The following is a 20621-nucleotide window of genomic DNA, read 5'->3' as shown; positions in this document are numbered from 1 at the left end:
AAAAGGAGGGGCACCCGGCGGGTGCCCCTCCTTTTGGCGGGTAAAGCTAGTGGCCTGCGGTGCTGCTCGGCGTCGGGGACGGCGTCGCGGTGCCGGAGGTGGCAGTTCCCGAGGGGGAGGCGCTCGAGGTGGCCGGGCCGGAGGAGGTGGGCTCCGCCGTCGGCAGGTACTTCTTGTAGTCAACGATCGTAGAGTCCATGACCGGAATCTTGAACTTCGCCTTCTGGCTGGTGCCGTCCTCGACGATGGTGACCTCGACGACGGTACCCGGCTTGCCGCCCGTGGTGCTGAGGATGGCAGCGTCCGTGGAGTCGTTGAGGAGGGTATAGGAGTTCTTCTTGACCGGAACCTGGGTCTGGGATCCGCCGGCGCCGTTGATTGTCAGCTTCACATCGTTCGACGACGAGTTGTACACCGCGCCGACCACGCGTCCCGGCTTGTTCTCCCCGTCGGAGATGATCAACATGTTGCGCAGCTGCAGCGGGCCGAGGTCCGTGCGGGTTCCGTCCGACGCCGAATACTGCTCCGAGGTCTGCTGGGGGTTGATGTAGCCGCAGCCGGTTACTGACAGCAGGCCAATGCCAAGTGCCGCCGTTGCCATTGCCAGCTTGCCGCGCTGGCCCCGGTTCATCGCAGTGAAACGCACGTCACGCACTCCTTGAGAGTCTTGAAACATTATTCAGCCATAGCCTAGCCGCAATCGGCCCTAAACGAGGATTCGGGCGGTACACAGAGCGGTCCGCAGAGCGCTACACCCGGACGTGCACAGAGGAAGGGTCGGCCGGCTGCCCGCTCCCGGCCGTGACGGCCTAAGCCTCTTGGCAGCGGGTGGCCAATGCACTATTATCCGCATCCGTCAAGTAGTTTGAGGAGGTCGATTTGGGCCATTTTCCGCGGATTCATGCGGTTTCAGGGCACGATGCATGGCAGTTGTATGCCTTAATCGTGATAAACTGGTCTGCGGGAAAGGGGAATGTCCACATGGTTTTTGAGGTCGGCGAGACAGTAGTTTACCCTCACCACGGTGCAGCAAAAATTGAAGAAATCAAGATGCGCACTGTCAAGGGCGAAGAGAAAATGTATCTCAGGCTCAAGGTGGCTCAGGGTGATCTGACCATTGAAGTTCCAGCAGAAAACGTTGACCTAGTTGGGGTCAGGGACGTAGTGGGCAAGGAAGGCCTGGAGCACGTGTTTGACGTGCTGCGGGCTGAGTTCACTGAAGAGCCCACCAACTGGTCGCGTCGTTACAAGGCAAACCTGGAAAAGCTTGCATCCGGTGACGTCATCAAGGTGGCAGAGGTCGTCCGCGACCTGTGGCGCCGCGATCACGATCGGGGTCTCTCCGCAGGGGAGAAGCGCATGCTGGCCAAAGCCCGCCAGATTCTGATTTCAGAACTGGCGCTGGCGGAAAAGACGGATGAAGAGAAGGCCGCAAGCGTTCTCGACGAAGTCCTGGCTTCCTAAGACAAGAATCGAACCCCGGTGGCTTAGGCCGCCGGGGCTTCTTTTTGCCCTTTTTCAGCCCGCCGCCCCCGGTTGCGCCGCCACGTGGGGTCCTTCCGGGCGCCGAGAACGGCCACAACCGATGGCTCAGTGGGATGAAGCGTGGCCGGGACGTAGTGTTGTGCGCATGAACACTGCATCGACACCCCCCGTCACCGCGGTCATCGTTGTGGCTGCGGGCTCCGGCCAGCGCCTGGGCTACGGCATGCCGAAAGCCAAGGTGCCGCTGGGCGGGGAGAGCATCCTCACCCACGCGCTGCGGGGTGTCGCCGCCGCCGGGGTTGCCCGGCAAATCTGCGTGGCCATTCCGCAGGGGGATGCCGAACTGCGCGCATTGTGCGAGGAGTTCGCCCGGGAGCTTAAGGCAGCGCATCGCCGCAACGCCGCGTCCGGGCACTCCCTGCAGGATCCGGTCCTGACCGTCGTAGACGGCGGCGCCAGCCGCGCCGATTCCGTCCGTGCCGCAATGGCGGCCCTGCTGCCTGGAACGGAGGCCGTCCTGGTGCACGACGCGGCCCGGGCCCTGACGCCGGAGTCCGTCTTTCACCGGGTGGCCGAGGCACTCGCCGCCGGGGCAGACGCCGTCATCCCCGTAATGCCGGTGGTTGACACCGTCAAAACCGTCGAACCCACAACGGGCGACGGCGCCGCGGTTGCCCCCGAACTGGTGACCGGGACAGCCCCCCGCGAGACGCTCCGTGCGGTGCAGACGCCGCAGGGATTCACCTTGGCCGCCCTTCAGCGTGCCCACGAGGCAGCAGCGGGGTTCAACGCCGTCGAGGCCGCCGTCGTCACCGACGACGCCATGCTGGTGGAGCTCCTGGGCATCCCCGTCCACGCCGTACGCGGCGCCAGCCAGTCCCTGAAGATCACGACCCCGCTCGACCTGATCCTTGCCGAAGGACTCCTCGAAGGACCACTCGGCGCACGGTGGGTGGAAGGCTGATCATGGCCGATACCCAGAGCCGAATGCGCCAGAGCGGCGCACCAGTCATCCCCCGCACGGGCATCGGAATCGATGTCCATGCCTACGCTGCCGAGCACGAGCCGCGGCCCCTGTGGCTCGGCGGCCTGTTCTGGGACGGCGAAAGGGGGCTGGCCGGCCATTCCGACGGCGATCCGGTGGCGCACTCCGCCGCCGACGCGCTCTTCTCGGCCTGCGGAATCGGGGATCTCGGTACGCACTTCGGCACCGACCGCCCGGAATACGCCGGCGCATCCGGAGTCACCTTGTTGACCGAGGCCGCCAGGATCGTCCGCGCGCAAGGATTCGAGATCGGCAACATCGCCGTGCAGTTCGTAGCCAACCGGCCCAAGTTCGGCCCGCGGCGGGAGGAATCGCAGCGCGTCCTCAGCGCGGCCGCCGGGGCGCCGGTAAGCGTCACGGCCACGACGAGCGACGGACTCGGATTCACCGGCCGCGGCGAGGGGATCTCGGCCGTGGCCACGGCGCTCGTCTACACGGTCCGCTGATCCGCCCATGCTGAACGGCCCTGCTTGCTGGGCCATTCGTCCCCTAGGCTTAAGGGGCAACCCTTCCGGCAACATCAGGAGACTCCCGTGAAAAAGCTGCTGCCCGCCGTCGTCGTCGTGGCGGGATTGCTGCTGACCGGCTGTGCCGGCGCATCGACGCCCGCCGCGACGCCGAGCCCGACGCCGAAGATGAGCGTCGACGAAAGCTGCAAGTTCCTCAACACCGACACCTTCGTGCCGACCGGGACTCCGAAGGAACAGGCCGGCCAGATCGGCAAGCATTACCAGGAAGTCGCGGACAAAGTCGCCCCCGAGGTGGGCGCGCCGATCCAGAAAATGGCCGACATCATGAAACAGGTGGCGGACAGTCCCGATGGCAGCAAGACCACCGACCAGACGACCCAGCTCACGGATCAGATCAACAAGATCGGGCAGTACTGCAAATAGACGTTCCGGGCGCCCGGGTGCCCGGCCATCACCGGCCGGTCAGGCCGGGAGGCCCCATCGGCTAATCTGGAGCGGTGACCCTGCGCTTCTATGACACAGCATCCGCCGAAGTCCGCGACTTCGTCCCCCTGGTACCGGGCCGCGTGAGCCTGTACTACTGCGGTGCCACGGTCCAGGGCATGCCTCACGTCGGGCACATCCGCTCGGCCATCGCCTTCGACCAGCTCACCCGCTGGCTGGAGTACCGCGGCTTCCGCGTGACCGTCGTCCGGAACGTCACCGACATCGACGACAAGATCCTGGCCAAGTCAGCCGACTCCTTTGAGCAGGGCTTTGACGAGCCCGGAGCCATCCCCCACGAGGAATGGTGGGCGCTGGCCTACCGCTACGAGCAGGAATTCCTCAAGGCCTACGACACTCTCGGCGTCTCCCGCCCCACCTACGAGCCGCGCGCCACCGGCCACATCCCCGAAATGCACGCCCTCATCCAGCAGCTCATTGACCGCGGGCACGCCTATCCTGCCCTCGATGATTCCGGCGACGTCTACTTCGACGTCCGTTCATGGAACAAGTACGGCTCACTGACGCGCCAGAAGATCGATGACATGCAAGGCGCGCCCGACGCCGACCCCCGCGGCAAGAAGGACCCCCGGGACTTTGCGCTGTGGAAGGGCTACAAGGACGGCGAGCCGACGTCGGCGAGCTGGGCCTCCCCATGGGGCGCCGGCCGCCCGGGCTGGCACCTGGAATGCTCCGCGATGGTCACCAAATACCTCGGCACCGAGTTCGATATCCACGGCGGCGGCCTGGACCTGCGCTTCCCGCACCACGAGAACGAGATGGCGCAGTCCCAGGCTGCGGGCCACGGCTTCGCCAACTTCTGGATGCACAACGGCATGGTCACCTACGCGGGTGAAAAGATGTCCAAATCCATCGGCAACACTGTCAGCCCGGCCGAGATGCTGGAGCTCGCTCCGCCGCGAGTGGTCCGCTATTATCTCGGCCAGGCGCAGTACCGCTCGGTGCTGGACTACCAGCCGACATCGCTGCAGGAGGCCGCCGCCGCCGTCGAGCGGATCGATGGATTTATCAGCCGAGCACTTCGGAGCACGACGACGCATGACGGCGCGTCCGTCCCCGAAAGCGCATCCGTCCCCGACGCGTTCGCGGCCGCCATGGACGACGACCTGAACGTCCCCCAGGCCCTCGCTGTGCTTCACGAAACCGTCCGCGCCGGCAACACCGCCCTCACTGACGGGGAGCTCGACGCCGCCCGGGCGGCACTTGCCAGCGTCACCGGCATGCTGGAAGTCCTTGGCCTCAACGCCACTGCGACGCCTGCAGCCGACGAGCAGGCCAACACCGCGCTCGGAGTCCTCGTCGAAGCGCAGCTCGCGGCCCGCGCGCAGGCCCGCGCCGGAAAGGACTGGGCCGCGTCCGACGCCATCCGGGACACCCTGGCTGCGGCCGGCGTCGTGGTCGAGGACGGTCCGGACGGCGCGATGTGGAGCCTCAAGCGCGGCTGACAACGCTTCGCCGCGCGGACTGACAAGCACCCCCGCCGCACCCTGCGGTCGAGGATTTAACTCGAGTCAGTAGACTGGAGGTCAGACTTGTCAACAAATCGCGTATTACCAAAGCAGGGGTGTAACTCATGGCCAACAACGGTCGCCGGTCGGTCAAGATGAAGAAGGGCCCCTCCGTCGGAACCGGCGGTCACGGCCGCAAGGCTCTCGAGGGTAAGGGCCCGACGCCCAAGGCGGAGGACCGCCCGTACCACAAGGCCCACAAAAACAAGCAGCTCGCGGAACGTTCCGCGGCCAAGCGTCCGGGCGCCCCGCGCGCAGCCGGCGCCCGCTCCGGACCCAAGGGCCGTGCCACCGAGGAAGTTGTCACCGGACGCAACTCGGTTGTCGAAGCACTCCGCGCCGGCATCCCGGCCAAGGCACTGCACATCGCCGTCCGGATCGAGATGGACGACCGCGTTAAAGAGTCCCTCAAGCTCGCGGCCGAGCGCGGCATCCCGCTGCTCGAAACCGGCAAGCCCGAGCTGGACCGCATGACCGAGGACGCCATCCACCAGGGGCTCGTGCTGCAGATCCCGCCGTACGAATACCAGGACGCGTTCGAACTCGCCGAACACACCCTCGAGGCCTGGAAGAAGGGTCACGTCGCCAACGCTCCGCTCTTCGTCGCGTTGGACGGCATCACCGATCCCCGCAACCTCGGCGCGATCATCCGCTCCGTTTCGGCCTTCAGCGGCCACGGTGTCATCGTCCCGGAGCGCCGCTCCGTCGGCGTCACCGCCTCGGCTTGGAAGACCAGCGCGGGCGCCGCCGTCCGCGTGCCGGTTGCCCGTGCCGCCAACCTCAACAACACGCTCAAGGCGTTCAAGAACATGGGCATCTATGTTCTGGGTCTCGACGGCGACGGCGACGTCTCGCTGCCGGACCTCGCCCTGGCCACCGAACCGGTGTGCCTCGTTGTGGGGTCCGAGGGCAAGGGCCTGAGCCGCCTGGTCCGCGAAAACTGCGACCAGATCGTCTCCATCCCGATCGACTCCGCCATGGAATCGCTCAACGCCTCGATGGCCGTCGGCATCTCCCTCTACGAGATCTCCCGCCAGCGCGCTGCCAAGTAAGGTAGTCCCTTCTTCCGGGTCGGGTCCGCCGGAACCTCAGTCTCCCCGTCGCTTAGACACCTCCCGACGCTCCGCTCGGCAGCGGCCGGCCTCGCACCGCTCTGGTCGGCGATGCGCTCCTTAGCAAGACTCCGGTTCCGCCTCTGACGCTCCCTCACCTTTTGCTGGTGGATGGCAAACGCTCCCTCACACCTTGTGAGGGAGCGTTTGGGTTTGACTGTGCGAGACGTGAGGGAGCGTTCGGTTTGGGAGTGCGAGACGTGAGGGAGCGTCGAAGGTAACCGGGCCTAGAACTTGTGGCGGTTGGCCAGGACAGGGAGTTGGGTGCGGGCTTCCTTGACGACGGCGGTGTCCAGGTCCGCGAATAACAGGCCGGGGGCGCCGTCGAGTTCGGCCAGAATGTCGCCCATGGGCGAGACGACGACCGAGTGCCCGACGCCGGTGGGGGCGGAGCCTTTGACCGGGATGCCCTGGCTGGCGGGGTCGCCCTGGCCGCAGGCGAGGACCAGGGTGGTGGAGTCCAGGGCGCGGGCGCGGGCCAGGAGCTTCCACTGCTCGGCTTTGCCCGGACCAGAGCCCCACGAGGCGCAGACGATGTTGACCTGGGCGCCGCGGTCCGCGTTTTCCGTAAACAGGTCGGGGAAGCGGATGTCGTAACAGGTGGCCAGGCCGAACCTCACGCCCCCGGCCTCGAACGTGACGGGCTCGGTGCCGGCGTCGACCGTGTCCGACTCCGCGAAGCCAAACGCATCGAAGAGGTGGATCTTGTCGTAGCTCGCCTCCACTCCGGGGCCGGTGGCCAGGAGGGTGTTCCGCACTTTGCGCGCGCCGCCGTCGGTCACTGAGCCTGGCGTGAACATCCCGGCGACGATCACGATTCCGAGTTCCGACGCAATGGCGCGGAGGTGGGAGGCCCATGGGCCGTCCAGCGGCTCGGCAATGTCCACCAGGGAATTGCCGAAGGCGCGCATTGCGGCCTCCGGGAACACCACCAGCCCGGCGCCCCCGGTCTTGGCCTGCCGGGCGTATTCCTCCACGAGGGCCAGATTTGTTCCAAGATCGCGTCCGGTGATGATTTGGGCCAGCGCAACTCGCACATTTACCTCCAATTCAGCGCTTCATTCCAGTATGAAGCGTTGCTATTCCGCAGACCGCACAGCGTCCGTACACTGCACAACGTCATGAAAACGAAAACGCGGGGCCAGTTGTCCGTCCCGGCTAAGCTTTAGGCAATGGTTATGCCTTTTGTAGATACAGCTTCCACCGTAGACGCCTCACGGGCGTTTCCGCTGGGGATCAGCGTTCCGCTGTCCGGGTCGCCGGCAATGGACGACCCTCGGGGTGCGTTCGCCAACGTCGCTGTCTACGCGCCCGCCGTCACCACCCTGGAAATCGCCTACCAGGCACCGGGGGGAACGTGGCAGGTGAAGACGCTGCCCAACGTCGCCTCCGGTGTCCACTACGGCATCGTGGAGGGCATCCCCGCAGGTACACGCTACGGTTTCCGGGCTTCCCCGGAACACGAGGCGCTCCCGCTGTCCATGCCCGCCATGGACTTTGACGCCGACGGCGGCCAGCCGCTGCTGCTGGACCCTTACGGGCGGGCCGTGGACGAACGCGACGGTTTCCTCACGAGCGTCCGGATGGCCGGCGGCTTCGACTGGGGCGCAGACGCCAACCCCCGCACGCCGTGGCGCAACACCATTATCTATGAGGCGCACGTCCGGGGCCAGAGCAAGCTGCATCCGGACATCCCCGAAGACCTGCAGGGAACGTATGCCGGCATGGCGCACCCGGCCATGATCGAGCACCTGATCTCACTGGGTGTGACAGCGGTCCAGCTCCTGCCGGTCCATTTCCACGTGGACGAGCCGCATCTGCAGAACCTCGGATTGACGAACTACTGGGGCTACAACACGGCCGCGTTTTTCGCCCCGCACCCCGGCTACGCCACCGAGGCCGCGCAGGCGGCCGGCGCACACGCAGTCCAGGACGAATTCAAGGGCATGGTCAAGCTGCTGCACGCCGCCGGCCTTGAAGTCATCCTCGATGTCGTCTACAACCACTCGGCCGAGGGCGGCACCGACGGCCCGACCCTGAGCTTCCGCGGCCTCGGGGAGATGCAGTACTACCGCAATGACGGCCACGGCAGGTATGTTGACACCACTGGGTGCGGAAACAGCCTGAACTTCGCGGAGCCACGAGTGGTCCAGCTTGTGCTGGACTCGCTGCGGTACTGGGTGTCCGAGTTCCACATCGACGGCTTCCGCTTCGACCTTGCGGTGACGCTGTGCCGCAACGCAGCCAACGAATTCGACCCCCGGCACCCTTTCCTGGTCGCCATCGCCGCGGATCCTGTCCTGTCCGCCACCAAGCTGATCGCCGAACCGTGGGACGTGGGCTACGGCGGCTGGCAGACGGGCCGGTTCCCGGCCGGCTGGGTGGACTGGAACGACCACTTCCGCGACGCCGTCCGCAGCTTCTGGCTCGCCGACCGCGCCGCGATCGACGCCGGCGGCCACGGCGGCTCCGTGGCCCGGCTGGCGGATGCCCTGTCCGGCTCCGCCAGCCTGTTCGAACCCTCCGGACGGTCCAGGCTCGCCTCGGTCAACTTCGTCGCCGCCCACGACGGCTTCACGCTGGCGGACCTGGTTTCCTACGACCGCAAACACAACGAGGCCAACGGCGAACAAAACCGCGACGGCCACGGCGACAACCGCAGCTACAACCACGGTTTCGAAGGCCGGACGGAAGACGAGGAAATCCTTGCCCGTCGGGCCCAGACGAGCCGCAACCTGATGGCCTCGCTCATGATCTCCCTGGGCGTGCCCATGATCAACGCCGGGGACGAGCTCGGCCGGACCCAGCAGGGCAACAACAACGCCTACTGCCAGGACAACCCCCTCGCCTGGATCGACTGGACCACCACCCCGGAATCCCACTCGATGCTGCGCACCACCAAGCGGGTCATCCGTTTGCGCAAGGAGTTCCTGGCCGGCCAGCCGCACGACTACCCGGCCCGCGAGAACCAGTCCTACCTGCACTGGTTCGATGCCACCGGCAAACCGATGTCCGGTGAAAGCTGGCAGGATCCCCGCCACCGCGTGGTCCAGCTGCTGCTGGGCTCCGACGACGGCCACGTCGACGGGCTGGTGGTGGTCAACGGCGGCGGCGACGACGTCAAAGTCACGCTGCCCGCCCTCAGCAACGATGACGGCACCGGCCACCGGCTATTCGAACTGCGCCTGACCACCTCGGAACTCCACGACCGGCGCCAGGGCGTCCGGGTGTCCTCCGGGGAACGGGACGTCGTCCAGGCCAATTCGATCAACATCTACCGCACCTAAGCCCCGCCGCAGGCACGTAAGGACACCATGAAGATTTTCTCTGCAGACACCTGGACGATTGACGAACTGAAGGATCAGATCGACGACGCCGGCCGCCGCTCCGTCGTGGTCCCCGCCGCGGATAGCAGGCGGACAGTCCTGGAGTCATTCCGGGAAATCCTGGACTTCCCGGAAGAGGACGGCGTGGACCTCGATGCCCTCAACGACTCGCTGCACGACTTCGCGGACGAGGTCACGGATGTTGGCCAGCTCCCGGTGACGTTTATCTGGCAGGTGCCGGCCGGCTTCCGGGCGGACCGCTCCTTCGGCGTCATCTGCGAAACCCTCCAGGATGCCGAGGCTTACGCCGGCAAGAGCCTGGCCGTCATTGCCGTCTGCCTGTAGCCAGCGGAACCGGTAGCCGGCGGGCGCTGGACCTGAGGGACGCTGTAGCCGGCGGGCGCTGGAACTAACCGACCGGACGGCAACGGCGCCGCAAACCGGTGACCGGTCCGCGGCGCCGCCGACAAGCTAGGCGTTGACGATCAGGCCAAGCTCGGCCTTGGATGCCAGGGCTTCGTGCTTCGGAAGCACGCGCACCGTGTAGCCGAAGGACCCGGAGCGGTCGATCACGAGGGTGCCGCTGAAGAGATGGCGGCCCTTGCCGAGGTCCTCCGCGGCTTTCAGCTCGGCAACTGTGACGTCCGCGAGTTCATCGCTGTCCTCGGCGCGGCCGTAGGCGACCTCCACGGACACATCATCCGGTGAAAGATCGTGCAGGGCCACATAGGCGTTCACTTGGAGGAGGTCGCCGATCTGCGGGTCCTCCGAGACACCCACTGAGTCCACGTGCTCCACCTGGATCTGGGGCCACGCGGACCGGACCCGGGAGGACCACGCCGCCAGGGCTTTTGCCTGGGCATAGTTCTCCGCCACGGCGTGGCGCCCGGCGATGGCCGCCGGCCGGTACAGCACGCTGACGTAGTCCTTGAGCATCCGGTCCGCGGAGACCGCCGGGCCCAGGTGCGACATCGTGTGCTTGATCATCGAGATCCAGTGCGTGGGGACCTTCTGCGGGCCGGGCTGCGAGGGCCCGGCAGCGCCGGCGCCGTCGGAGACCGTGAGGCCGTAGAAACGCGGCGCAACCTGCGTTTCGAGCAGTTCGTAGAGCGCGGCCGCCTCGATGTCGTCGCGTTCCTCGGGGGACGCATCGTTGTTGGCGGTCGGAATCGCCCAGCCGTTCTCGCCGTCGTACATCTCATCCCACCAGCCGTCCATGACGGAAAGGTTCAGGGAACCGTTCAGGGCCGCCTTCATGCCGGAGGTCCCGCAGGCCTCCAGCGGGCGCAGCGGGTTGTTCAGCCACACGTCGCAGCCGGGGAACAGGGTCCGGGCCATGGCGATGTCGTAGTTGGGCAGGAACGCGATCCGGTGGCGCACCTCGGGATCGTCGGTGAACCGGACCAGGTCCTGGATCATCTTCTTGCCCGCGTCGTCTGCAGGGTGCGACTTCCCGGCGATGACCAGCTGGATGGGGTGCGTCTTGTGCAGCAGCAGGGCCTTGAGCCGAGCCGGGTCGCGGAGCATCAGGGTCAGGCGCTTGTAGGTCGGCACGCGCCGGGCGAAACCGATGGTCAGGACGTCCGGATCCAGCACCGAGTCGGTCCAGGCCAGCTCGGCGTCGGCCGCGCCGCGTTTCTTCCAGGCCGCCCGGAGGCGGCGCCGGACGTCCTCCACGAGGGACACGCGCATTTCGCGGCGGAGCGCCCAGAGCTCTTCGTCGGTGACGTTGTAGGCGAGGTCCCAGCGGCCTTTCGCCTCCGCCTCGGCGCCGAAGTGGTCCCGGGCCAGCTGGGAGACACGCGGGTCAACCCAGGTCGGGACGTGCACGCCGTTGGTGACCGAAGTGATGGGGATTTCCGAGTGGTCGAATCCAGGCCAGAGGGCCGAGAACATGCCGCGGGAGACAACGCCGTGCAGCTTCGCGACGCCATTGGCCCGCTGGGCCAGCCGCAGGCCCATGACCGCCATGTTGAACACGAACGGGTTGCCTTCGGCGAAGTCTTCCCGGCCCAGATCCAGGATCTTGGCCACCGGGACATCCGGCGCCAGCCCGGCCTCGAAGAAATGCTGGATCTGGGAGATCTCGAAGCGGTCGATGCCGGCGGGAACCGGGGTGTGCGTTGTGAACACGGTCGAGGCCCGTCCGGCAGCCAGGGCTTCGTCCCAGCTCAGTGGTTCCGCGGCGGACATCATTTCCTGGATCCGTTCGATGCCCAGGAAGCCGGCGTGGCCCTCGTTGGTGTGGAACACCTCCGGCGCGGGGACCCCGGTGAGTTTCTGGAAGACGCGCAGCGCCTTGACCCCGCCCATGCCGAGCAGGAGCTCCTGCTGCAGCCGGTGGTCACCGCCGCCGCCGTAGAGGCGGTCGGTGATGCCGCGGGCGGCGTCGTCGTTGCCCGGCACGTTGGAGTCCAGCAGCAGGAGCGGCACGCGTCCGACGTCGGCCCGCCACACGTGCGCCAGCAACCTGCGGCCCTGGGGGAGGGGCAGGGAGATCTGGATCGGCCTGCCGTTGCCGTCCGGGGAGGCCTCCCGCAGCAGCGTCAGGGGGAGCCCATCGGGATCGAGGACGGGGTAGGTCTCCTGCTGCCAGGCGTCGCGGGACAGCGACTGCTTGAAATAGCCGGCCTGATACAGCAGTCCGACGCCGATTAGCGGCACGCCGAGGTCCGAGGCTGCCTTCAGGTGGTCTCCGGCCAGGATGCCCAAGCCGCCGGAATACTGGGGCAGGACCTCGGTGATACCGAACTCGGGCGAAAAGTAGGCGATGCACGACGGCGCGCCGTCGCCCAGGCTTTGGTACCAGCGGGGCTGTTCGAGGTACCGGTCCAGATCGTCCGCAGCGGCGTGGACGCGCTGCACGACGTCCTGGTCCGCTGCGAGGCGCTGGAGTTCTTCCCGGCTGACCAGTCCCAGGAACGTGACCGGATCATGGGCGCTTTCGGCCCAGATCTTGGGGTTCAGCCCCTCGAAAAGCTCCCGGGTGGGCCGGTGCCAGGACCACCGAAGGTTGGTGGCGAGCCGGGCCAGCGGCCGGATCGACTCCGGAAGAACGGTTCGGACTGTAAATCTGCGGATTGCCTTCACCAGCGAAACACTAACGGACAACTCGGTGCCCGGGAACGGGTTTAGGATTCTTTCCCGTAAATGACGGTTTGCCCTCGGCGAAAACCCGAAACGCCCCTAAAAAACCTGAGCAGGCTTAGCATTCTCGTCGTTTTGTAGATAACGTCGAGCCTGTGACGAATAACTCGCGAACCAGTGCCGTGTCCAAGCAAAAGCCAAAGGCCCTGATCACGGATGGCCTGCAATTTGGCCGTTTTCCGATCACAGCCGTACAGCCTGCCGTCGAGGGCGGGAAGTTCCCGGCCAAGGCCGTTGCGGGCGAAAGCCTCGTGGTCGGTGCCACCGCCTTCCGGGAGGGGCACGACCAGCTAGGCGTCAGCGCCGTGCTGCTCGATCCCCGCGGCAAGGAGCGCCAACGCGTCCGCCTCGCCCCGCCCCGCGGCAACAGGGGCAAGGGCACGGACCGCTGGGAAGGCCTCCTGACCCCGCCCGCCACGGGCAACTGGTCCTTCGTCATCGAAGCCTGGCATGACCGCTACGGCACATGGCACCACAACGCCGAGGTCAAGGTCGAAGCCGGCATCGACGTCGAACTGATGCTCGCCGAAGGTGCCGCGCTGCTTTCGGAAGCGTCCGAAGACCCGGCCCGACCCTCGGCGGACCGGCGCACGCTGCGGATGGCCGTCGTCGTACTCTCCGACACCTCCCGGACGCCCGAAGACCGTCTTGCCGCCGGGTTCAGCACCGAGGTGGCCGACATCGTCGAACGCCAGCCCATCCGGGAGTTCGTAACCGTCTCCGAGCCGTACCCGCTGCTGGTGGAACGCGAGCTCGCCGGCCGGGGCGCCTGGTACGAATTTTTCCCCCGCTCCGAGGGCGCAGTCCGCAACCACGAAACCGGTGAGTGGACCTCCGGAACCTTCCGGACCGCCGCGAAACGCCTTGACGCGGTCGCCGGCATGGGCTTCGACATCATCTACATGCCACCGATCCACCCGATCGGCTCGCAGCACCGCAAGGGGCCAAACAACACCCTCCTGGCCGGACCGCACGATCCCGGCTCGCCGTGGGCCATCGGCGCCAAGGAGGGCGGCCACGACGCCATCCACCCGGACCTCGGAACCTTCGAAGACTTCGACGCCTTCGTTGCGCGGGCGGGCGAACTGGGGCTCGAAGTCGCCCTGGACCTGGCACTGCAGGCCGCGCCCGACCACCCCTGGGTACAAAGCAACCCGGAGTGGTTCACCACCCGCGTGGACGGCAGCATCGCCTACGCCGAGAACCCGCCGAAGAAATACCAGGACATCTTCCCGCTCAACTTCGACAACGACCCCGAGGGACTCTCCAACGAGATCCTGCGCATCGTCTTCCTTTGGGTGAGCCACGGCGTCAAGATCTTCCGGGTGGACAACCCGCACACCAAGCCCGTGTGGTTCTGGGAATGGCTGATCGCCAAGGTCAACAAGAAGTACCCCGACGTCGTGTTCCTCGCCGAGGCGTTCACCCGTCCCGCCATGATGCACGCACTGGGCCGCGCCGGCTTCCAGCAGTCCTACTCCTACTTCACCTGGCGGAACACCAAGGAGGAGCTGGAGGAGTACTTCCAGGAGGTCAGCCACGAATCCCCGGCCTATTTCCGGCCGAACTTCTTCGTCAACACCCCTGACATCCTCACCGAGTACCTGCAGTACGGCGGTCCGGCCGCGTTCAAGATCCGTGCCGCATTGGCCGCCACGGCGAGCCCGATCTGGGGTGTGTACGCCGGTTACGAGCTCTACGAACACGTTGCCCGCCCCGGAGCCGAAGAGTACATCGACAACGAGAAATTCGAATACAAGGCCCGGGACTGGGACGCGGCGGCAGAATCCGGCCGGACGCTTGCACCGTACCTGACCAGGCTCAACGAGATCAGGCACACCCACCCGGCCCTGGGAGACCTGCAGAACCTGACACTGCACCAAAGCACGGACAACGCCACCGTGGTGTATTCCAAGCACAAGACGCTCCCCGACGGCACGAAGGACACCCTCATCATCGCCGTCAATGTGGACCCGCACGGCATCCGGGAGAGCACCGTTTCCCTGGACCTGGCCGCGCTGGAGCTGGATCCGGAGGACCTGACGCACAATGGAGGGTTCGTGGTGGACGATCTCTTAACCGGCGAGAGCTGGGAATGGGGGGAGTACAACTACGTCCGGCTGGACGCACATGTCGAACCCGCCCACATCCTTAGCATCCGGAGGCACCACCAGTGAGTTTCAGCCCGTCAAACCCCAACCAGCACTACAGCTCGAAGGGATCCTTTGAACTGAACGCACCCGGCCTCCAACACGATCCTCTCTGGTACCGCAAAGCGGTGTTTTACGAGGTCCTGGTCCGGGGCTTTGCGGACGGCAACGGGGACGGCTCCGGCGACTTCCACGGCCTGATCGACAAACTGGACTACCTGCAGTGGCTCGGCGTGGACTGCCTCTGGCTCCCGCCGTTCTTCCAGTCCCCGCTCCGCGACGGCGGCTACGACATCTCCGACTACAACTCCGTGCTGGACGAATTCGGCACCATCAGCGACTTCAAACGCCTCGTGGCGGAAGCCCATGCCCGCGGCGTCCGCGTGATCATCGACCTCCCGCTGAACCACACCTCGGACCAGCACCCGTGGTTCCAGGAGTCGCGCAAGGATCCCGACGGGCCCTTCGGCGATTTCTACGTGTGGAGTGACACGGACGAAAAGTACGAAGACGCCCGCATCATTTTCGTGGACACCGAGGAATCCAACTGGACCTTCGACCCCATCCGGCGCCAGTTCTTCTGGCACCGCTTCTTCAGCCACCAGCCGGACCTGAACTTCGAGAACCCCAAGGTCATCGACGCGCTCTTCGACGTCGTGCGGTTCTGGCTCGACCAGGGGATCGACGGCTTCCGCGCCGACGCCATCCCGTACCTGTTTGAGGAAGAGGGGACGAACTGCGAGAACCTGCCGCAGACCCACGAATTCCTCCGCAAGCTGCGCAAAATGGTCGACGAAAGCTACCCCGGCCGCGTGATCATCGCCGAAGCCAACCAGCCGCCCGCGGAAGTGGTCGAATATTTCGGCACCGAAGAGGAACCGGAGTGCCACATGGCGTTCCACTTCCCGATCATGCCGCGGCTGTACTACGCGCTGCGGGACCAGAAGGCAGCGCCGATCATCGAGACGATGAAGGACACCCCGGACATCCCCGAAGGCGCCCAGTGGGGCACCTTCCTGCGCAACCACGACGAACTGACGCTGGAAATGGTCACGTCCGATGAGCGCGCCGCGATGCTCGGCTGGTACGCGCCGGATCCGCGCATGCGCGCCAACATCGGTATCCGACGCCGGCTGGCCCCCCTGCTGGATAACTCCCGCTCCGAAATCGAGCTCATCAACGCCCTGCTGCTGTCCCTGCCGGGCAGCCCGTTCCTCTATTACGGGGACGAGATCGGCATGGGCGACAACATCTGGCTCGAGGACCGCGACGCCGTCCGCACGCCGATGCAGTGGAACCCGGACCGCAACGCGGGCTTCTCCAGCGCCGACCCGGGCAAGTTGTACCTTCCCGTCATCCAGTCGCTCGTCTACAACTACAGCATGGCCAATGTCGAGGCGGAGGCCGCGCACTCGGGCTCGCTTTTGCGCTGGACCCGGCAGATCCTGAGTGTCCGCAAGAACCACCCCGCCTTCGGACTGGGCACGTTCAAGCACGTCGAGGCCGACCATGACGTCGTCCTCGCCTACCTTCGGGAACTTCCCGAAGGTAACTCGGCCGGCGAAGACAGCGAAAGCATCCTGTGCGCTTTCAACCTCTCCCAGCACCCCGTCGCCACCACCTTGCGGGTGCCGAAATATGCCGGGCGCGGCCTCCGGGATGTCTTCGGCGGCCAGGCGTTCCCCGCCATCGGAGAGGACGGCACCTTGACGCTGACCTTGGGCAGCCACGACTTCTTCTGGCTGCGGATCCGCTCGGCGGCCTCCAACCCGGCCTCCCCCTACACGCAGGCGATGCCTATCCTGTCCATCGAAGGCTGAGATGAACCGACCGACCCTCACCCCAGCCCTCAGCGGACTGCTTGGCGCCTGGCTTCCGCGCCAGCGCTGGTTCCCGGTCAAAAGCGCGGAGTTCACGTTCGAGCCGGCCGGCGGCCTGCGGCTCGATGACGGCACCGGGGAGGCGGAGCTGGAGGTCCTGCTGGTAGCAGTGACGTATCCCACGCCCGACGGCGACCGCACCGACATTGTCCAGGTGCCGCTCAGCGTGCGCAGCGCGCCGCTGCCCGGAGCGGAGCCGGCCCTGATCGGAGACGTTCCGGGACAAGGCGCCGCCGGCACGCACGGGCACCGCTGGATCTACGACGGCGTCCACGACGCCGCCTTCGTCGCCGCCTGGCTAGAGCTCATGCGCCAAGGCGGCACGGCGCCCTCCGGTAACGCCACGGGCCACCTCGTCGAATCCGGCTACCGCTTGCCGTTCGCCACCGGCAAGGTCAAGGTGCTTTCCGGCGAGCAGTCCAACACTTCAGTGATCGTCGACGACGGCCGATCGGCCGCCATCGTGAAGTTCTTCCGCGTACTCTCCGAAGGCCACAACCCCGAAGTGGAAATCGGCGCCGCCTTGACGGCCGGCCGGACCGCTGAGGTCCCGGCCACGATCGGCTGGGTCGCCGGCGAATGGGCTGCCGCAACGGGGGACCCGGCTGGTAGCGCCCGTCCCGTGCAGGGCGAACTGGCTGTGGCCCACGAGTTCCTCGCCGGCGGCCTCGACGCGTGGCGCCTCGCCGTCGACGCGGCAAGTAACGGCACGGCGTTCGTCGACGAGGCGCACGCGCTCGGCGCCGCCACAGCCACTGTGCACCGCAGGCTCGCCCAGGCGCTCGGCACAGCCTCCGAGGCTGTCCCCGGCGCCGACATCGCGCCCGGAGTAGCCCAGCGGGTTCGCCAGTCCTGGGCCCAGGCCGGAAACGCCGTCGGGCCCTACGGGGACGGGCTGGACAGTCTCCTCAAGCGGCTGGAAGGAAGCAGCACCGGACCCCTGCAGCGCATTCACGGCGACCTCCACCTCGGACAGATCCTGCAGGTTCCGGGCGGCGCCGGCAACGGTCCGCGCTGGGCCATCCTCGACTTTGAGGGGGAGCCGCTCCGGCCGATCTCGGAACGCAATTTCCCCGATGTTCCGCTCCGCGACGTGGTGGGCATGCTGCGGTCCTTCGACTACGCAGCCGGCGCCGCCGTGCGCGAGCGTCCCGGCGCAGAGGTGCCGGCGACCTGGGTGGATGATTGCGCCGAGGCTTTCGTGGCCGGTTACGCCGAAGTCATTCCCGGCGGAATCGACCGCGACTCGCCGCTTTTCGTGGCGCTATGGCTCGACAAAGCCCTCTATGAAGTCATTTATGAACTAAGGAACAGGCCGGACTGGCTCTCAATTCCAGTAAACGCATCGCGTCGTCTCCTCGGCAGTACAGGTTCCGGCGTAGTCGCCGAAGCCGCAGCGGAAGGTATAAAAATGACAGGATCAGCACGTATCGAACGGCCCGGCGCTCCACTCCCGGTGGACGCGGAGACCCTTGCGAGGGTCGCGTCCGGCGAACACCACGCGCCCCACTCTGTCCTGGGAGCGCACCTTGACGACCACGGGCACGTCACGATCCGGACGGTAAAGCACTTGGCGGAAGCCGTCTCCGTCGTGACGGCGGCGGGCACCGTCCCCATGACGCACGAATCCGGCGGCGTCTGGGTGGCGGTTCTGGAACCGCTGGAGCAGGGCCACGTCCCGGACTACCGCCTCGAAGTGACCTACGAGGGACACGAGCCGGAAGCTGCCGACGACCCCTACCGCTACCTCCCGACCGTCGGCGAGGTGGACCTGCACCTGATCGGCGAGGGCCGGCACGAGCGACTGTGGGACGTCCTCGGCGCCCATGTCCAGCACTACAAGTCCTCTATGGGCGACGTGGACGGTGTGTCATTTGCCGTGTGGGCTCCCAACGCCCAGGCAGTGCGCGTCAAGGGCGACTTCAACGGCTGGGACGGCAGGGCATTCTCCATGCGCTCCCTCGGCTCCACCGGGGTATGGGAACTGTTCATTCCCGGCGTTGTAGCAGGGGCGTGCTACAAGTTTGAAATCCGGACCCGCCACGGATACTGGGTGGAGAAAGCTGACCCCCTGGCCTTCGGAACCGAGATCCCGCCGCTGACAGCGTCCCGCGTCGTGGAGCCTTCCTACGCCTTCAAGGACGACGAGTGGATGCAGGCCCGGGCTGCCCGGGATCCCCACAACTCGCCCATGAGCGTCTATGAAGTCCACCTCGGCTCCTGGCGCGTGGGCCTCGACTACCGTGAGCTTGCCAAGGAATTGGTGGAGTACGTCAAGTGGCTGGGATTCACCCACGTGGAGTTCATGCCCGTGGCCGAACACCCCTTCGGCGGGTCCTGGGGCTACCAGGTCACGTCCTACTTCGCGCCAACGTCGCGCTTCGGGCACCCGGACGAATTCCGGCACCTCGTGGATGAACTTCACCAGGCCGGCATCGGCGTCCTGCTGGACTGGGTCCCGGCCCATTTCCCCAAGGACGAGTGGGCCTTGGCCCGCTTCGACGGCGAACCCCTCTACGAGCACGCCGATCCGAACCTTGGCGAGCACCCCGACTGGGGAACGCTGATCTTTGACTTCGGCCGCAGCGAAGTGCGCAATTTCCTCGTGGCCAATGCGCTCTACTGGCTTGAGGAATTCCACATCGACGGGCTGCGCGTCGACGCCGTCGCGTCAATGCTCTACCTCGACTACTCACGCGAGGAGGGGCAGTGGCAGCCGAACCGCTTCGGCGGACGCGAAAACCTGGAGGCCATCTCCTTCCTCCAGGAGGTCAACGCCACGGTCTACAAGACCCACCCCGGCGCTGTCATGATCGCCGAGGAATCCACCGCGTTCCCCGGCGTCACGGCTCCCACGAGCCAGGGCGGCCTGGGCTTCGGCATCAAATGGAACATGGGCTGGATGCACGACTCGCTCAAGTACATGGCCGAGGATCCTTACAACCGCAAGTGGCACCACGGAACCATCACGTTCTCGATGGTCTACGCCTTCACGGAGAACTTCCTCCTGCCGATCAGCCACGACGAGGTTGTGCACGGCAAGGGATCGATGCTGCGCAAGATGCCGGGGGACCGTTGGCAGCAGCTGGCGAACCTCCGCGCTTTCCTGGGCTACCAGTGGGCGCATCCCGGCAAACAGCTGATCTTCATGGGCACCGAGTTCGGCCAGGAAGCCGAGTGGTCCGAGCAGCACGGGCTCGACTGGTGGCTCGCCGACATTCCGGCGCACCGCGGAATGCAGCTTCTCACGAAGGACCTGAACGAGCTCTACAGTTCCACCCCGGCACTGTACGAGCGGGACAACGATCCCGACGGTTTCCAGTGGATCAACGGCGGTGACTCGGACCGGAACGTGCTCACTTTCATCCGCCGTGATGCCGACGGGAACCCTCTGGTGTGTGCCATGAACTTCTCGGGCGGCCCCCACGAGGACTACCGCCTGGGTGTACCGGCGGCCGGCGCTTGGCAGGAAGTCCTGAACACCGATGCCGCCACCTATGGCGGTTCCGGCGTGGAGAACAGCGGCACCCTGACGGCGACCGACGGCGGCCTCGACGGACAGCCGGCTTCGCTGACTGTCACGCTGCCCCCGCTGGGAGCTGCCTACTTCAAGCCGCTTGGCTAGACCGTCCTCCTGCTGACGCCAGCAGCGGCCGTGAATGAAGGGCCCGGAATCCGCGTGATTCCGGGCTTTTCAGTGCCCCCACTGCGGGCGCTTTGTCACCGGCGCCGAGTGGTGGTAGAGTTTATTTCCGCGCTGCTCCCCGGAGTTGAACGGCCACAAAGACCCAGAAGCCTACGGCAACACTGAGTCGGAGATGCCGATTTGACTAGGGTGAAGCGGCCGGGTAAGTTTGGGAAGTTGCTCCGGAGCGATCTGTGACCGTGTGGTTGTGGTGGTGCCGGGTGTGTCTGTTGTTTGAGAACTCAATAGTGTGCCAAGTTTGTTGATACCAATTTATTGTATTGAATTGGTTGGATTGGCCAGGTTGCG

At 66.1% G+C, this 20621-nt stretch carries 14 protein-coding genes; 11 read left to right on the top strand and 3 right to left on the bottom strand.

Annotated features, from left to right (window positions below):
- Positions 1-46: 46 nt before the first annotated feature.
- On the bottom strand, positions 47-631 hold the full coding sequence (locus AC1DCZ_RS16190) for a hypothetical protein (protein WP_476975531.1): 585 nt from the start codon (positions 629-631) through the stop codon (positions 47-49).
- Between the two features lie 350 nt (positions 632-981).
- Here AC1DCZ_RS16190 and AC1DCZ_RS16185 point away from each other — a divergent pair, with 350 nt between their 5' ends.
- The 6 genes from AC1DCZ_RS16185 to rlmB all read left to right on the top strand — a co-directional run bounded on the left by AC1DCZ_RS16185 (position 982) and on the right by rlmB (position 6064).
- On the top strand, positions 982-1464 hold the full coding sequence (locus tag AC1DCZ_RS16185; protein ID WP_476894240.1) for a CarD family transcriptional regulator: 483 nt from the start codon (positions 982-984) through the stop codon (positions 1462-1464).
- Between the two features lie 166 nt (positions 1465-1630).
- Positions 1631-2449 (top strand): 2-C-methyl-D-erythritol 4-phosphate cytidylyltransferase, encoded by an 819-nt coding sequence (gene ispD, locus AC1DCZ_RS16180; RefSeq protein ID WP_476975499.1) that lies wholly within the window; start codon positions 1631-1633, stop codon positions 2447-2449.
- Positions 2450-2451: 2 nt separating this feature from the next.
- The gene (gene ispF / locus AC1DCZ_RS16175) at positions 2452-2976 is read left to right on the top strand and encodes a 2-C-methyl-D-erythritol 2,4-cyclodiphosphate synthase (RefSeq protein WP_476975498.1); all 525 of its coding nucleotides are present in this window, start codon (positions 2452-2454) and stop codon (positions 2974-2976) included.
- Positions 2977-3063: 87 nt separating this feature from the next.
- Positions 3064-3423 (top strand): hypothetical protein, encoded by a 360-nt coding sequence (locus tag AC1DCZ_RS16170; RefSeq protein ID WP_476975497.1) that lies wholly within the window; start codon positions 3064-3066, stop codon positions 3421-3423.
- 74 nt (positions 3424-3497) lie between these two features.
- On the top strand, positions 3498-4949 hold the full coding sequence (gene cysS, locus AC1DCZ_RS16165; RefSeq protein ID WP_476975496.1) for a cysteine--tRNA ligase: 1452 nt from the start codon (positions 3498-3500) through the stop codon (positions 4947-4949).
- A gap of 128 nt (positions 4950-5077) precedes the next feature.
- Positions 5078-6064 (top strand): 23S rRNA (guanosine(2251)-2'-O)-methyltransferase RlmB, encoded by a 987-nt coding sequence (gene rlmB / locus AC1DCZ_RS16160; protein WP_476894235.1) that lies wholly within the window; start codon positions 5078-5080, stop codon positions 6062-6064.
- Positions 6065-6351: 287 nt separating this feature from the next.
- Here rlmB and AC1DCZ_RS16155 read toward each other — a convergent pair whose 3' ends face one another.
- Positions 6352-7161: a carbon-nitrogen hydrolase family protein gene (locus AC1DCZ_RS16155; RefSeq protein WP_476894234.1), complete on the bottom strand. Its 810-nt coding sequence runs from the start codon at positions 7159-7161 to the stop codon at positions 6352-6354.
- A 135-nt stretch (positions 7162-7296) separates the two neighbouring features.
- Here AC1DCZ_RS16155 and glgX point away from each other — a divergent pair, with 135 nt between their 5' ends.
- Both glgX and AC1DCZ_RS16145 read left to right on the top strand, forming a co-directional pair.
- Entirely contained in the window at positions 7297-9411 is a 2115-nt protein-coding gene (gene glgX / locus AC1DCZ_RS16150) for a glycogen debranching protein GlgX (RefSeq protein ID WP_476975495.1), read from the top strand.
- A 27-nt stretch (positions 9412-9438) separates the two neighbouring features.
- Positions 9439-9795, top strand: a complete 357-nt coding sequence (locus AC1DCZ_RS16145; protein WP_476975494.1) for a barstar family protein — start codon at positions 9439-9441, stop codon at positions 9793-9795.
- A 126-nt stretch (positions 9796-9921) separates the two neighbouring features.
- On the opposite strand, the gene glgP is transcribed toward AC1DCZ_RS16145, so the two are convergent.
- A complete protein-coding gene (gene glgP / locus AC1DCZ_RS16140; RefSeq protein WP_476975493.1) occupies positions 9922-12540 on the bottom strand; it encodes an alpha-glucan family phosphorylase in 2619 nt (872 codons plus the stop codon).
- Between the two features lie 152 nt (positions 12541-12692).
- Between glgP and AC1DCZ_RS16135 the strand changes: the two genes are divergently transcribed.
- The 3 genes from AC1DCZ_RS16135 to AC1DCZ_RS16125 are packed head-to-tail and all read left to right on the top strand — an operon-like array spanning position 12693 to position 20252.
- A complete protein-coding gene (locus AC1DCZ_RS16135) occupies positions 12693-14774 on the top strand; it encodes an alpha-1,4-glucan--maltose-1-phosphate maltosyltransferase (RefSeq protein ID WP_476975492.1) in 2082 nt (693 codons plus the stop codon).
- Positions 14771-16567 (top strand): maltose alpha-D-glucosyltransferase, encoded by a 1797-nt coding sequence (gene treS / locus AC1DCZ_RS16130; protein ID WP_476894229.1) that lies wholly within the window; start codon positions 14771-14773, stop codon positions 16565-16567. The genes AC1DCZ_RS16135 and treS overlap by 4 nt, the downstream gene beginning before the upstream one ends.
- Position 16568: 1 nt before the next feature.
- Positions 16569-20252 (top strand): 1,4-alpha-glucan branching enzyme, encoded by a 3684-nt coding sequence (locus AC1DCZ_RS16125; protein ID WP_476975491.1) that lies wholly within the window; start codon positions 16569-16571, stop codon positions 20250-20252.
- The last annotated feature ends 369 nt before the right edge of the window (positions 20253-20621 follow it).

Source organism: Arthrobacter sp. 10N418 (genome assembly GCF_056394725.1).
Note: the sequence above shows the minus strand (reverse complement) of the source record. Positions and strands in the feature narration are given on the sequence as shown.